This is a genomic window from Erythrobacter dokdonensis DSW-74, from assembly GCF_001677335.1.
In the GTDB taxonomy this organism is placed as follows: Bacteria; Pseudomonadota; Alphaproteobacteria; order Sphingomonadales; family Sphingomonadaceae; genus Erythrobacter; species Erythrobacter dokdonensis.
Map to the genome: position 1 here is coordinate 352,380 of NZ_LZYB01000001.1, position 14,707 is coordinate 367,086.

Consider the following 14,707-nt stretch of genomic DNA (forward strand, 5'->3'; position numbering starts at 1 on the left):
GCTTTCAGTAAATCGGCAAAGCTGGTGGACGCGGGCGCAGGGATTCCCTATTTGGGAAGGCGATGACCCGGCAAATCTTCGCCCTTCTGGCTCTGCTTACCGGCCTTGCTGCCTTCGGCAGCCCGGCGCAGGCATCGCTGGTCGATGCGCTGGCATGCGATTCCAGCATCTCCGCCGCCGCCGGGGACGAGGCTTGCAGCAGCGAGAGCGTTGCGGTGCAAGCGCCCCCCGCCACGTTGCGTGCGACCCGCGCAGTCGAGGCACCCGAACGCAGCCCGGCGCATCCGCGCGCGCTGCGCCTGCCGGTTCTCATGGGTATCGAGCGCGCCTTCGAATAGGCGCACTTTCCGCCGATTTTCCGAAGCTTTCCGCGCTGCGCCCATGCGCGCGCGTTTCCTCACAGATTTCAGGCCGCCCTGCGAGGGGGCCGCTCCCGTTCAAAGGCACGCCCGACCCATGCTCAATACCATCATCAAGTCCGTCTTCGGCTCGGCCAACGACCGATATGTGAAGTCGCTCCGCAAGATCGTTACCCAGATCAATGCGCTTGAACCGCAGGTGCAGGCTCTCTCCGACGAAGACCTGCAGGCCCAGACCGCGAAGCTGCGCGACCTGATCGACAATGGGGCCAAACTTGACGACATCCTGCCCGAAGCCTTCGCCACCGTGCGCGAGGCATCGGTGCGTGTCTTCGGGATGCGCCATTTCGACGTGCAGCTGATCGGCGGTATCGTGCTCCATCGCGGCGAGATCGCCGAAATGCGCACCGGCGAGGGCAAGACCCTGATGGCGACGCTGGCGGTCTATCTCAATGCGCTCGAAGGCAAGGGCGTGCATGTCGTCACGGTCAATGATTACCTCGCCCGGCGCGATGCGGCCGAAATGGGCCGACTTTACAACTGGCTGGGCCTGACCGTCGGCGTGATCGTGCCCGGCATGGGCGAAGAGACGAAGCGCGACGCCTATAACGCCGACATCACTTACGGCACCAACAACGAATTCGGGTTCGATTACCTGCGCGACAACATGAAGCACGAACGCAGCCAGATGTGCCAGCGTCCGTTCAACTTCGCGATTGTCGATGAAGTGGATTCGATCCTGATCGACGAGGCACGCACTCCGCTGATCATTTCCGGCCCGACGGAGGACAAGTCCGAACTTTACGTCGCCCTTGACGAGGTCGCGCGTGAGATCCCGGCTGACTGGCTCGACATCGACGAGAAGGTCAAACGCGTCCAGCTGACCGAGGACGGGCTGGAGGAAATCGAGAAGATCCTGCTCGATAAGGGCCTGCTTGCCACGCCCAATCTTTACGATGTCGAGAACACCCAGGTCGTCCATCACCTCGATCAGGCGCTGGTCGCCAATTTCGCCCGCAAGCGCGACACCGACTACATCGTCAAGGACGGCAAGGTTGTCATCATCGACGAGTTCACCGGTCGCATGATGGACGGACGGCGCTGGTCGAACGGACTCCATCAGGCGGTCGAGGCCAAGGAAGGTGTGCGCATCGAGCCGGAAAACCAGACGATGGCCTCGATCACCTTCCAGAACTACTTCCGCATGTATCCCAAGCTTTCCGGCATGACCGGCACGGCGGCAACCGAAGCGGCGGAATTCTGGGACATCTACAAGGTCGGCGTGGTCGAAATCCCCACCAACCTGCCGGTCGCGCGCATCGACGAGGAAGACGAGTTCTACAAGAATACTGCCGACAAGTTCGGCGCCATCGCGCGGGCGATCAAGGAAAAGCAGGAAATCGGCCAGCCGGTGCTGGTCGGCACGGTCTCGATCGAGAAGTCCGAACTGCTCAGCCAGTATCTCGACAAGGAAGGCGTGACGCACTCGGTGCTCAACGCCCGCTTCCACGAGCAGGAAGCGCGGATCGTGGCACAGGCGGGCCGCTTTGGCGCGGTCACCATCGCCACCAACATGGCCGGGCGCGGCACCGATATCCAGCTGGGCGGCAATGTCGAATATCGCATCCAGGATGAACTGGGCGAGATGCCGGAAGGCCCGGAGCGCGACGAAGCCGTCGCCCGCATCCGCGCCGAGGTGGCCGAGGAAAAGAAGCGGGTGATCGCGGCGGGCGGCCTGTTCGTGCTCGGCACCGAACGCCACGAATCGCGCCGCATCGACAACCAGCTGCGCGGCCGTTCGGGCCGTCAGGGCGACCCCGGCCTGTCGCGCTTCTACCTGTGTCTTGAAGACGATCTGCTGCGCATCTTCGGCCCCGACACGCTGTTTTCCAAGATGATGAAGTCGAACCTTGCCGATGGCGAGGCGATCGGCTCCAAGTGGCTCTCCAAGGCGATCGAGACCGCGCAGAAGAAGGTCGAGGCGCGCAACTACGACATGCGCAAGCAGGTCGTGCAGTACGATGACGTGATGAACGACCAGCGCAAGGTGGTCTACGAGCAGCGCGCCGAAATCATGGATAGCGAGGCGGTCGATGATGTGGTCGTCGACATGCGCCACGACACGATCAACACCATCGTCGGCACAGCCTGCCCGCCGGGTTCCTATCCCGAGCAGTGGGACATTGCCGGCCTCAAGCAGAAGGTCGAGGACATCTTCGGCCTCCAGCCGCCGTTCGAGGAATGGCTGGAAGAAGACCAGGTCGAGCCCGAACTGCTCGAAGAGCGCCTGCGCACCATGACCGACGCGATGACGGAGGAAAAGATCAATTCCTCCGATCCGGCAATCTGGCGCGTGGTCGAAAAGGACGTGCTGCTGCGCCAGCTTGATCATCACTGGAAGGAACATCTGGCCACATTGGACGCGCTGCGGCAGGTGATATGGATGCGTTCGATCGCGCAGAAGCAGCCGATCAACGAATACAAGCAGGAAGCCTTCGGTCTGTTCGAGACCATGCTTGACACCCTGCGCGAGGAGGTGACGAAGATCCTGTTCCGCGCCGAACTCAGGATCGAGCCGCCGCAGCCGCAGCAGCTTCCCGAGCTGCCCGATTTCCTCACTGGACATATCGATCCGCTGACCGGCCTCGACAACTCGGCTGATGGTGACGGATCGGAGATGCGGCCCGAGCTGTTCGGCTCCCTCGCCGGAAGCCCGCGCGCAGCCTTCGGGCCGGGCGGAGCAAACCCGGACAACCCCTTCGCCAATCTCGACATCAGCCGCAATGCGCCCTGTCCCTGCGGCAGCGGCAACAAGTACAAGCATTGCCATGGCGCAGTAAGCGAGCGGCAGATCGTCTGACCTGCGCGGCACCGGGGGCTGAGTGATGCTAGGGGCGGTGCCCGTGCTGCTGGCGGCGGGCTTCCTTGTTACCGCGCTGCTGTATGCCAGCGTCGGTTTCGGGGGCGGTTCGACCTATTCGGCGCTGCTGGCGCTGTCGGGGCTGGATTACCGCGTGCTGCCGCTGGTCAGCCTCGCCTGCAACATCGTGGTGGTGGCGGGCGCGAGCATTCGCTTCGCGCGGGCCGGTATTACCCCGTGGCGCCCGGCGCTGGTGCTGGTCGGTCTGGCCGCGCCCGCCAGCTTCCTCGGCGGGCTGGTGCCGATCGGGCGGGAGGCCTTTCTGACCCTGCTGGGTGCGAGCCTTGTGTTGACCAGCCTGACCATGCTGGTGCCCGTGGCCGAGGCGCACGCGGGCGAGCCGACGCGGTTTGCCCGGTGGATGCCCTTTGTCGCGCCGCCACTGGGGTTTCTGGCCGGACTGGTGGGGATTGGCGGCGGCATCTTCCTTGCCCCGCTGTTGCATCTGGCCCGCTGGCAGGGCGCGCGTGCGATTGCCGCGACCGCGAGCTTGTTCATCCTCGTCAATTCGCTGTTCGGTCTGGCCGGACAATTGCTCAAGAATGGTCCCGGCATGATGGGCCAGGCGATCGGCGCAGGCTTGCCGCTGCTGCTGGCGGTGGTGGTGGGCGGCCAGATCGGCAGCCTCATGGCCGCACGCCTGCTGCCGCTCCAATGGATCCGCTGGCTGACCGCGGTGCTGGTGCTGGTGGTGGGGGTGCGGCTGCTGGCGGGGGTGTGAGGCCGCGTAAGTCACTGTTTTGAAAAGGAAATGGCTCCCCGAGTAGGATTCGAACCTACGGCCATTCGATTAACAGTCGAATGCTCTACCGCTGAGCTATCGGGGAGCAACCGGCAGACAAGTCCGCTGGCAGAGGCGCGCCTATATGGGGCGGGGCGGATGATTGCAAGGGGGTTTTGACACTCTTCGTGCGTGATCTAGCCCGTCACGAATTGCTCCGCGACGATCCGCTCCTCGAGGCTCTGGCCCGGGTCGAACAGCAGGGTGAGCGCAATGTCCTGCGCGATCTGGAGGCGGACCTCGGCAATGTCGCGCAGTTCCTTCTGGTCGGCGACGGCCGCAACCGGGCGCTTGGACGGGTCGAGCACCTTCAGGATGATCTTCATCCGGTCGGGCAGAATCGCCCCGCGCCAGCGCCGCGGGCGGAACGGGCTGATCGGGGTAAGCGCGAGCATCTTGCTATCCAGCGGCAGGATCGGGCCATTTGCCGACAGGTTGTAAGCGGTCGAGCCCGCAGGCGTCGCCACCAGCACACCGTCGCACACCAGTTCGTTGATCCGCACCCGGTCGCCCACCGTAACCTCGATCTTGGCGGTCTGGCGCGTTTCGCGCAGCAGCGAGAGTTCATTGATGGCGCAAAACTCGTGACTTTCGCCGTCCTGCGTAATTGCTTCAACGCGTAAGGGCGAAATCGACCACCGCCGCGCCTTTGCGACCCGCGCCGCGATCGCCGCGCGCTTGTCGTAGCGGTTCATCAGGAAACCGACCGTGCCCAGGTTCATGCCATAGGCGGGGATCACGCGCCCGGAATCGATCATCGCGTGGAGTGTCTGCAGCATGAAACCGTCCCCGCCGAGCACCACCACCGCGTCTGCCTGACTGACAGGAACCCATTCTCCCTGGTTCAGAAGTGCATAATGCGCCTCCTGAGCCCGCGGTGTGTCGGAGGCCAGCAGCGCGAGGCGCTGGAAAGGCGTGCCGTTGCTCGTCATCCGTCCCCCTCCCGTTTCGCTGAGCCGGGGCCATGCCACTTATCCCCGGCGCCGTGCTGGCGGATGGCCCTGATGTGCCAGATTCGACCAGATTGCAAATCATGTAAGCCAGACGCACGATCCGGGGTTAAGGGGAGAGAGGAAAGGACGGCGATGGACGAGAGCCGGACATCATTGCGAATGGCCGCGCGCGGCAGCTTGCCCGGCGTGCGCCCCGGCATGCTCGAGGCCGATTTGCTGCGCGCGCTCGACCGGCGCGAGATCGAAGTGTTGTTCCAGCCGCAGTTTTCCTGTGCCAGCGGCGCTGTGGTCGGGGCCGAGGCGCTGGCGCGCTGGCGGCATCCCACGCTGGGCGCGATCGGCGCACGCGATCTCTTTGCGATTGCCGAGCGCGCCGCACTGGTGGCTCCGCTATCACGCCATGTCGTCGCCCGCGCCCTGGAGGACGCAGCGACCTGGCCGGACAATCTCACCTTGTCCCTGAACATCACCCCCGAGGAACTGGGCGAGGAGCGCTTCGCCGCCGATTTCGCCGCCCTGATCGGGCAGTCGGATATTGCCCCGTCACGATTGATGCTGGAGATCACCGAGGATCTGCTGTTGCGCAATCTCAAGCAGGCCGCCGCAGCGTTGGGCGCGCTGCGCAAGCTGGGATTCCGCACCGCGCTCGACGATTTCGGCGCTGGCTTCTGCAATTTCCGCTATTTGCGCGAACTCCCGCTTGATGGCTTGAAGCTCGACAAGGTGATGGTCGACGGCGTGCCCGGCGATCCCACCGCGCTTGCTGTTTTCCGGGCGATTGTGGCGCTCGGCAAGGCACTGGGCCTTGCGATCTATGCCGAGGGGATCGAGACCGAGATCCAGCGCGCCGCAATCACCGCAGAAGGTTGCGACCATTGGCAAGGTTTCCTGCGCGCCCAGCCAATGTCGAGCGAAAGCGTGCTCGCACTGGCCAAGACGGCGCGGGGGATGGGCCATGGTTAGGGACGCGGTTCAGCGCCTTTCAGATGGCGGTCGAACCAGTCGATAACCCGGCGAAGCGAATCGATCTGGTTTTCTCGCTTGGCGAACCCGTGGCCTTCGGCGGGGTAGAAAACCGTCTCGTTCGGCGTGCCGATCTCGGCAAGGATCGCCGCAACCTCCTCCGCCTGACCGCGGGGCACCCGGATGTCCCGGTCGCCCTGTAGTGAGAGCAGAGGTGCCTTGATGTTGCGGATATAGGTGATCGGCGAGGTTGCCTCGTAGACCTTGCGATCCTTTACCGGGTCACCCAGCAGCGAGATCAGGTATTGCCGCAAGAGCGCATCCGAGGTCTCGTACATGCTGAACCAGTTGATGATGCCGAACAATTGCGCGCCTGCCGCGAATTCGTCGGGCGTTTTGGCGAGCGCGATCAATGTCATGTAGCCGCCATAGGATCCGCCCGTGATCCCGACCTTGTCCGGATCGACATAGCCGCTTTCGACAAGAAACTGCTTTCCAGCGATGACATCGCGCAGATCGCCGCCGCCCAGGTCCTGATAGTTCGCATTCTGGAACGGTTGGCCATAGCCGGTTGAACCGCGGACGTTGGGTTGCATGACGATATAGCCGCGGCTGGCGAGCGCGGTGGCGGTGCGGTTGAAGCCGTCGCGGCTCTGACCGGTCGGTCCGCCATGGGGCAGCATGACGGCAGGGTTGGTGCCGTCGCGCTTGAGGTTGAACGGCATGGTGACAATCGCGCTGATCAGCGTCCCGTCGAAGCTCTTGTAGGTGACGATCCGGGTCTTGGGCAGGTTCTCCGGCTTGAGGCTGGCCACGCCCATCGCCGTGACGGCATTGGCGCTGCCGGTTGCAAGGTCGACTACCTGCAGATCGCTCGGACGGTCCGCTCCCGAATGGGCGACGAGAATGCGCCCGCCATCGGGAGAGAACGGCGTATCGGCACCTGCAAAGCTGTTGATGCCCGGCGGTAGAGGCAGCGGCCTTTCCTGCAGCGTTGCCACATCGACCAGCGAGGCGGTGGTGCGGCCGTCTTCATTGCGGGTCACCGTGAGGGTCTTGCCATCGGGGCTGAAGGTCCCGGTCGACTGTTCCCATGGTGTTGGCGCCAGCCAGCGCCAGGACTTCGCGCTTGTATCGTAGATGCCGGCGCGCAGCTGGCCCGTTCCCTCGTTGGTGGCTACCGCCACCAGCCTGCCATCGGCCGTCACGTCGCTTGCTTCGTAGATCGTGCCGGGCTTGCCTAGAATGAGTTGTGCCTTGCCGCTCGGCACCTCGATCCGCCAGACCTCGGCCAGCGTGCTGTTGGCGTTCGAGCGCACCGCCATCAGCGCCTTGCCGTCCTCGATCCATGCTATCGGTCTCCAGCGCAGGGCCGGGTCAGGCTCGGTCACCAGCGGCATTGTCTGACCGGTCGCAAGATCGATCAAAGCGAGGTTGACCTGCCCTTCGCTGCGCAGCTTGGTCGAAACCGCCCCCGTCGTGCCGCCCGGCGCGATCACCAGCGATGTCTCTCGCAATTCGGGCGTCCTGGTAAGGTTCCGCACCGCACCGCCATTGGCCGGCACGGCGAAGATATCGAACTGTTCGTCTCCACCGACATCCTCAGTGAAATACAACAGGCTCCCGTCGAGCGAAGGCATCAGTCCGCCCTGCCGCTCTTCGGAACGGGTCAACTGGACCGGCCAGCCCCCGGTCGAGGGGATTTTCCAGATATTGTTCCGGCCCGTCAGGCTGGTCACAAGGAAGATCTCCTTGCCGTCGCGGCTCCACGCAGTAGCGCCCAGCGTGCGGGAATAGGAAAGGTCCTCGACGGGGACGGCGGCCGCTTCGGGATTGACCGGGCTTTCCAGACCGGCCGGATCGCTTACCGGTCGGTCAGGGCTGGCAACCTGTCCGGAAACCGGCGAGCCGAACAGCAGCATCGATGCCGATGCCATAATCAAAACCCGCGGAATTTGGCGATATCGTCCGCTCGACGTCGAATAGCGCATTTCAGTCCCCCCTTGTCCCGGTTCAAGCCGGCCGGAGGCTAGCAGATCGCGAAGCCGTGTCACTCCGGATTTGCGGAGTTTTCAGGCTGCCTTCTTTGCCTTTGCCGCTTTCCTGACGATGCCAGACAGGCCCTTGGTCAGCTGGAACAACCCGTTGAGTCGGCTCAGCGGATCGCTCCATGCGCGGTTGATCACCAGCTTCATGTCCGGGCGCAGCTTGGCAGTGTCTTTCCCGCCGTCATTGAGCCGCTCGACATAGGCGATCAGGCCCATGGGATCGGGGAAGTCGTCCTGATGGAATGTCACCAGCGTCCCGCGCGCGCCAACATCGATCTTGGCGATATTGGCCGTGATCGCCTGATGCTTGATCTCTATCAGCCGGATGAGGTTTTTGGTCGGCTGCGGCAGGTCGCCGAAACGGTCGATCATCTCGGCGGCGAGGCTCTCGATCTCGTTCTGTCCTTCCGCCTGGTTGAGGCGGCGGTAGAGGCCCATGCGCACGGCGAGGTCGGGGACGTAATCCTCGGGGATCATGATCGGGGCATCGACCGTGATCTGGGGGCTTACCTTGTCGCGCGGTCGCTCGAGGCCCATCTCGCCCGCCTTGGCGGCCAGGATCGCTTCCTCCAGCATCGCCTGGTAGAGTTCGAAGCCGACTTCGCGGATATGGCCCGATTGCTCGTCGCCCAGAAGGTTGCCCGCGCCGCGAATGTCGAGATCGTGGCTCGCCAGCTGAAAGCCCGCGCCAAGGCTGTCGAGATCGCCCAGCACCTTCAGCCGCTTCTGCGCGACTTCCGACAGGGCAACATCTTTCTCGTGCGTCAGATAGGCATAGGCGCGCAGCTTGGCGCGGCCCACGCGCCCGCGCAACTGGTAGAGCTGCGCCAGGCCGAAGCGGTCGGCACGGTGGATGATGATGGTATTGGCGGAGGGGATGTCCAATCCGCTTTCGACGATGGTGGTCGATAGCAGCACGTCATACTTGCGGTCGTAGAAAGCGCCCATCCGCTCCTCGACCTCGCCGGGCGACATCTGGCCGTGGGCCGAGACCGACTTGATCTCGGGCACGTGTTCACGCAGCCATTCCTCGACCGTCGCCATATCGGAGATGCGCGGCACGACGATGAAGCTCTGCCCGCCGCGGTGATGTTCGCGCAGCAGCGCCTCGCGGATCACCATGTCGTCCCATTCCATCACATAGGTGCGCACCGCGAGGCGATCCACCGGCGGGGTCTGGATGGTGGAAAGCTCGCGCAGCCCGCTCATCGCCATTTGCAAGGTGCGCGGGATCGGGGTGGCGGTGAGGGTGAGGACGTGGACATCGGCGCGCAGCTGCTTCAGCTTTTCCTTGTGGGTGACGCCAAAGCGCTGCTCCTCGTCGACGATGACAAGGCCGAGGTTCTTGAACTTGGTGCTCTTCGACAGGATCGCGTGGGTGCCGACCACCAGATCGATCTGCCCGTTTTCAAGCCCCTCGCGGGTTTCGGCAGCCTCCTTTGCGGATACCAGCCGTGACAGCCGCCCGACCTTGAGCGGGAAGCCGGAGAAGCGTTCCGCGAAGTTCTGATAATGCTGGCGGGCAAGCAGGGTTGTGGGAGCGACGATGGCGACTTGCTGCCCGTTCATCGCCGCGACAAAGGCCGCGCGCAGGGCGACCTCGGTCTTGCCGAAGCCGACATCGCCGCACACCAGCCGGTCCATCGGGCGGCCGCTTTCGAGGTCCGACAGCACATCGGCGATGGCGCGTTCCTGATCCTCGGTCTCCGACCACGGGAAGCGGTCGACGAACTGGTTGAGGGTGGCCGGATCAGCCGGGAGGGCGGGGGCCTGCCTCAGCGCACGCGCCGCGGCGACCTGCATAAGTTCGCCGGCAATGGCGGTGATGCGCTCCTTGAGTTTCGCCCGCCGCCGCTGCCACGCCTCGCCGCCCAACCGGTCGAGCGGCACGACCTGATCGGACGAGCCGTAGCGCGAGAGGACATCGATGTTCTCGACCGGAATGAACAGCTTGTCGCCGCCCGCATATTCGAGCGCGACGCAATCATGCTGGCTTTTGCCGACGGGAATCGGCTCGAGGCCGAGATATTTCCCGATCCCGTGTTCGACATGAACCACCAGATCACCGCGCGACAGGGCCTGAAGTTCGGCGAGGAAGGCATCGGAATCCTTGCGCTTCTTCTTGCGCCGCACCAGCCGGTCGCCCAGCACGTCGGCCTCGGTGAGGAGTTCGAGGCTGTCATTGGCGAAGCCGTTCTCGAGCGGCAGCACCAGCACCGCGACCTTGCCCTTGGCCGCAAGGCCGAGCCCGTGCTGCCAGCTGTCCGCCAGAGCGGTGGGTGCGCCGGCCTCTTCGAGGATCGAGGCTATGCGCCGCGCGCTGCCGGTGGAATAGGCGGCGAAGAGCGGCTTGCGAGCGGCCTTGGCTACGGCCTTGAGATGCGCGGCGGCGGCCTCGTAGATATTCTCGCCGCGCCCGCGTTCGGGAGCGAAATCGCGGCCCGAGCGAAAGCCGAAATCGAGGACGGCCGCGCCTTCCTCGGCGGCGAAGCCGCTCGCGCGATGGGCGGGAAGCGCAGCCAGCGCAGCATCGAATTCTGCGCGGGTCAGATAGAGCGCTTCCGGCGCCAGCGGGCGATAGCTGCCCTTCCTCTCGCCGGCGATCCGGCCGCGCTGTTCATGATAGTCGGCAATATCAGACAGGCGTTCTTCGGCAGCCCCGAGAGCTCCCTGATCGATCACCACAAGATCATTCTTGCCGATATGGTCGAACAGGCTTGCCAGCTTCTCTTCGAACAGCGGCAGCCAGTGTTCCATCCCCGCCAGCCGCCGCCCGTCGGACACGGCCTCGTAAAGCGGGTCCTGCGTCGCATGGGCGCCGAACAGCTCGCGGTAGCGGGTGCGGAAGCGCTTGATGCTGTCCTCGTCCACCAGCGCCTCGGAGGCGGGCAGCAGGAGGTGCTGGTCAACCCGCTCAACCGTAAGCTGGGTGGCCGGGTCGAACAGGCGCAGGCTTTCCAGTTCATCGCCGAAGAAATCGAGCCTGAGCCCGGCATCGAGGCTGGAGGGAAAGATGTCGACGATCGAGCCGCGCACCGCGAATTCGCCATGATCGATCACCGTGTCGGTGCGGCTGTAGCCCTGTCGGGTGAGCAGCGCGGCGAGGCTTTCGTGGCCGATGCTGGTGCCGGGACGAAACTCGCGCACGCTCTCTCGCACCCGGAACGGGGTGAGCACGCGCTGCAGCACCGCGTTGACCGTGGTGACCAGCAGCTGTGCGCTGCCCGACGGGTTCTGCAGTCGGTGCAGCGTCGCCAGCCGTTCGGCGCTGATCGAGAGCGCCGGGCTGGCGCGGTCATAGGGCAGGCAGTCCCACGCCGGGAAGGTCAGCACCTCGACCTCGGGCGCGAAAAAGCGTGCCGCCTCGGCGCCTGCGCGCATCGCCGCTTCGTCGGGTGCGATGAACACTGCGCGCTGCCCGCCCTTAACCCCGTGCGCCGCACGCGCGATGTCTGCCAGCACCAGCGGCAGGCTCCCGCGCGGCAGCGAGGACAGGGTCAGCGGCTCGCGCGCGGACAGGATGCGGTTGAGATCGGGCATGGTGTTTCCAGTGAAGCTCCGCGCGCCGGAGCGGTTCCCGCAAAAAGTGGGCAGGGCAGGGGCGCCCTAGCGCGGAATATCGACGTAATCGAGGCGTTGCATTGCCGCCAACAAATCGCCGGCCAGATGTGACGGCGGCGCGGCACTGCCGAGAGCCCAGGCCATCACATCGACATCGTCTTCGTCGAGCAGTGCCTCGAACCATGCCAGCTCGGCCTCGCCCCAATCGGCGTGATAGCGATCGTAGAAGCCACCGATCATGTAATCGGCCTCGCGCGTGCCGCGATGCCACGAACGGAACTTGGCGCGCGCAAGACGTTGTTCGAAGGATGGGCCAGATGGGAGGGTCTTGGTCATGGCGCTCACCTAGCCACAGCTTCCCGCCGCTTCAACTCGCAAAGACGCGACCGGGATGGTAGCGGATGCGTTATGCGCCCCGAGGCTCTCAATCCGCTGTTCGCCGAAGTCCAGACGCTCGAGGGCGTCGGGCCGAAGCTGATGAAGCCGCTCGAACGGCTTGGCCTCGGGCGCGTCAAGGATGTGGCCTATCACCTGCCCGAGCGCTTCGTCAGTAGGCGCGCGATTGCCGATCTCGACGAGGGTGCCGAGGGCGAGCAGGTGATCATCGCGCTCACCCCGGTCGAGCACCGCAGCCCCCGTGCGGGCAGCCGCGGACCCTATCGGGTGCTGGCGCAGGACGCCAAGGGCAATATCTGCGCGCTGACGTGGTTCGGCAAGGCGGCCTATGCCGCGAAAAAGCTGCTGCCGGTGGGCGAGCGGCGCTGGATCGCCGGGCGACTCGATCGCTATGGCGACATGCTCCAGATCGTCCATCCCGACCACATCGAGGTGGAGAGCGCGGCCAATATGGGGCGGCTGTCCGAGCCGGTCTATCGCCTGTCGGAAGGTTTGACCCAGCCGCGCGTCGCCGGGCTGGTCGAACAGGCGCTCGGCCGGCTTCCCGAATTGCCCGAATGGATCGAGCCGGGCCAGCTGGAGCGTTCAGGCTGGCCATCATGGCGCGAGGCACTGCGGCTGGCGCACGAGGGGACCGATGCCAGGGCACGTGATCGGCTCGCCTATGACGAACTTCTGGCGAACAGCCTTGCGCTGCTGCTGGTCAAGGCCGAAGGGCGGCGGCGCAAGGGGCAGGCTTTGGTGGGCGACGGGAGACTTCGGGCCAAGCTGCAACTGCCCTTCGCGCTGACCGGTGCGCAGGCACGCTCCATCGCCGAGATTGAGGGCGACATGGCGCAGGAGGCACCGATGCTCCGCCTGCTGCAGGGCGATGTCGGCGCGGGCAAGACCGTGGTGGCATTGAATGCGATGCTGATCGCGGTCGAGGCGGGCAAGCAGGCCGCACTGCTCGCCCCGACGGAAATCCTCGCGCGCCAGCATTTCGAGACGCTCAGGAAGATGCTCGGCCCAACGGGGGTCGAGATTGCGCTGCTGACAGGCCGCGCCAAGGGACGCGAGCGCGAGAGCATTCTGATGGGTCTGATGGATGGCTCGATCCAGCTGCTGGTCGGCACGCATGCGATCTTCCAGGATACGGTCAGTTACCGTGATCTGGGTCTGGTCGTGATCGACGAACAGCACCGCTTCGGCGTCGCGCAGCGGCTTGCGCTGGCGGGCAAGGGGCGGCGCGCGCCGCATACCCTCGCCATGACCGCCACCCCGATCCCGCGCTCCCTCACACTGGCGCAATATGGCGAGATGGATGTCAGTCGCCTCGACGAAATGCCCCCCGGGCGGCAGGCGATCGATACGCGGGTGGTGGCGATGGAGCGGGTCGACGATGTCGTGGCGGGGGTAGAGCGGCACCTTGCCAGCGGGCAGCAGGCTTACTGGGTCTGCCCGATGGTGCGCGAGATCGATGGCGTGCCCGATCTGGCCGATATCGCCGCGGCCGAGGCGCGGTATGCGGCGCTGAAAGAGCGGTTTGGCGATGCGGTCGTCCTCGTCCACGGCCAGCTTCGTGCCGAGGTCAAGGACGCCAACATGGAGCGCTTCGTCAGCGGGCAAGCGAAGCTGCTGGTGGCGACGACAGTGATCGAAGTCGGCGTCGACGTGCCTGCCGCAACGCTGATGGTGATCGAGCAGGCCGAGCGTTTCGGCCTCGCCCAGCTGCACCAGCTGCGCGGCCGGGTGGGGCGGGGCGCGGAGAAATCGGTCTGCCTGCTGCTGCGCGGCAGCGAATTGTCGGAAACTGGCCGCGCGCGGCTGGCCCTGATGCGCGAAACGCAGGACGGCTTCCGTATCGCCGAGGAAGACCTCGAATTGCGCGGGGGCGGCGAATTACTGGGTACGCGGCAATCGGGCGAGGCCGCGTTCCACATTGCCGGACTCGACCAGGTGCAGCGCCTCCTGCCCGCCGCCCACGCTGATGCCCGGCTGCTGATGGAGCGCGACGGGGGGCTGACCAGCGAACGCGGCGAGGCCGCGCGGCTGCTGCTCTATCTGTTCGAACGCGACTGGGGTGTGCAGCTGCTGCGCGGCGGCTAGAGCCTGATGCCAACCCCCTCGATAGCGAAGCGGGCGGCGAGCGCTTCCACGCCCTCGGCAATATCTTCCCACACCTTCGCGAACAGGGCTTCGTCGCCGTAATAGGGGTCGGCGATCGCCATTCCCTCGCGTCCGGCGACCGCGTCCATCAGCAGCGCCACACGGGCCGTGGCATCGCGCGGAGCCTGTGCCTTGATCCCGGCGAGATTGGCCCCGTCCATCGCGATGATGTGGGTGAAGCTGTAGTAATCCTCGCGCGCGATCTGGCGCGCCCGCTGGCTGCTGATGTCCACTCCCTTTCCGAGTGCCGTGGCGACAGCGCGCGGATCGGGCGGGTGGTTGATATGATAGCTGGCGGTACCGGCCGAATCCACGTCGCATTGAAGCCCGTAGCGCGAGGCTGCCGCACGAAACGCGCCTTCGGCCATCGGTGACCGGCAGATATTGCCGAGACACACGAACAGCACTGCGATCCTGTTATCGGTTACCCCCCCGAGCATGCGGGCGCATTATGACAGACGGTCTGCAATGTCTATCGCAGATCATCGGTGTTCCACGTGAAACAGCTGGAAAACAAGGCCCTAAGCCGGGGCAGGGCGGGTCCAGGCGGGGTCAGGAACGGCCTGGAAGGGGTCTGG

General features: G+C 65.1%; 10 protein-coding genes and 1 tRNA gene. 5 read left to right on the forward strand and 6 right to left on the reverse strand.

Features of this window, described 5'->3' with window-relative positions; all coding sequences use genetic code 11:
• The first annotated feature begins 62 nt into the window (after positions 1-62).
• From I603_RS01720 to I603_RS01730, 3 genes are all read left to right on the forward strand, one after another.
• Entirely contained in the window at positions 63-338 is a 276-nt protein-coding gene (locus I603_RS01720) for a hypothetical protein (protein WP_068862086.1), read from the forward strand.
• 118 nt (positions 339-456) lie between these two features.
• Positions 457-3,219 (forward strand): preprotein translocase subunit SecA, encoded by a 2,763-nt coding sequence (gene secA, locus I603_RS01725; RefSeq protein ID WP_068862087.1) that lies wholly within the window; start codon positions 457-459, stop codon positions 3,217-3,219.
• Positions 3,220-3,244: 25 nt separating this feature from the next.
• A complete protein-coding gene (locus I603_RS01730) occupies positions 3,245-4,000 on the forward strand; it encodes a sulfite exporter TauE/SafE family protein (protein ID WP_068862088.1) in 756 nt (251 codons plus the stop codon).
• A 31-nt stretch (positions 4,001-4,031) separates the two neighbouring features.
• On the opposite strand, the gene I603_RS01735 is transcribed toward I603_RS01730, so the two are convergent.
• Positions 4,032-4,106: transfer RNA gene (locus I603_RS01735), tRNA-Asn, on the reverse strand.
• A gap of 91 nt (positions 4,107-4,197) precedes the next feature.
• Positions 4,198-4,992 carry an NAD kinase gene (locus I603_RS01740; protein ID WP_068862089.1) on the reverse strand — a complete coding sequence of 265 codons (795 nt, stop codon included), beginning with the start codon at positions 4,990-4,992 and terminating at the stop codon, positions 4,198-4,200.
• A 153-nt stretch (positions 4,993-5,145) separates the two neighbouring features.
• Here I603_RS01740 and I603_RS01745 point away from each other — a divergent pair, with 153 nt between their 5' ends.
• On the forward strand, positions 5,146-5,976 hold the full coding sequence (locus I603_RS01745; RefSeq protein WP_068862090.1) for an EAL domain-containing protein: 831 nt from the start codon (positions 5,146-5,148) through the stop codon (positions 5,974-5,976).
• On the opposite strand, the gene I603_RS01750 is transcribed toward I603_RS01745, so the two are convergent.
• The 3 genes from I603_RS01750 to I603_RS01760 all read right to left on the reverse strand — a co-directional run bounded on the left by I603_RS01750 (position 5,973) and on the right by I603_RS01760 (position 11,921).
• The gene (locus I603_RS01750; RefSeq protein WP_086621828.1) at positions 5,973-7,913 is read right to left on the reverse strand and encodes a S9 family peptidase; all 1,941 of its coding nucleotides are present in this window, start codon (positions 7,911-7,913) and stop codon (positions 5,973-5,975) included. The genes I603_RS01745 and I603_RS01750 overlap by 4 nt on opposite strands.
• 135 nt (positions 7,914-8,048) lie before the next feature.
• Entirely contained in the window at positions 8,049-11,564 is a 3,516-nt protein-coding gene (gene mfd / locus I603_RS01755) for a transcription-repair coupling factor (RefSeq protein ID WP_068862092.1), read from the reverse strand.
• 66 nt (positions 11,565-11,630) lie between these two features.
• The gene (locus tag I603_RS01760) at positions 11,631-11,921 is read right to left on the reverse strand and encodes an FAD assembly factor SdhE (RefSeq protein ID WP_068862093.1); all 291 of its coding nucleotides are present in this window, start codon (positions 11,919-11,921) and stop codon (positions 11,631-11,633) included.
• A gap of 72 nt (positions 11,922-11,993) precedes the next feature.
• Here I603_RS01760 and recG point away from each other — a divergent pair, with 72 nt between their 5' ends.
• Entirely contained in the window at positions 11,994-14,069 is a 2,076-nt protein-coding gene (gene recG, locus I603_RS01765; protein WP_068862094.1) for an ATP-dependent DNA helicase RecG, read from the forward strand.
• On the opposite strand, the gene I603_RS01770 is transcribed toward recG, so the two are convergent.
• Positions 14,066-14,569, reverse strand: a complete 504-nt coding sequence (locus I603_RS01770) for a low molecular weight protein-tyrosine-phosphatase (protein WP_068862095.1) — start codon at positions 14,567-14,569, stop codon at positions 14,066-14,068. The genes recG and I603_RS01770 overlap by 4 nt on opposite strands.
• Between the last annotated feature and the right edge of the window lie 138 nt (positions 14,570-14,707).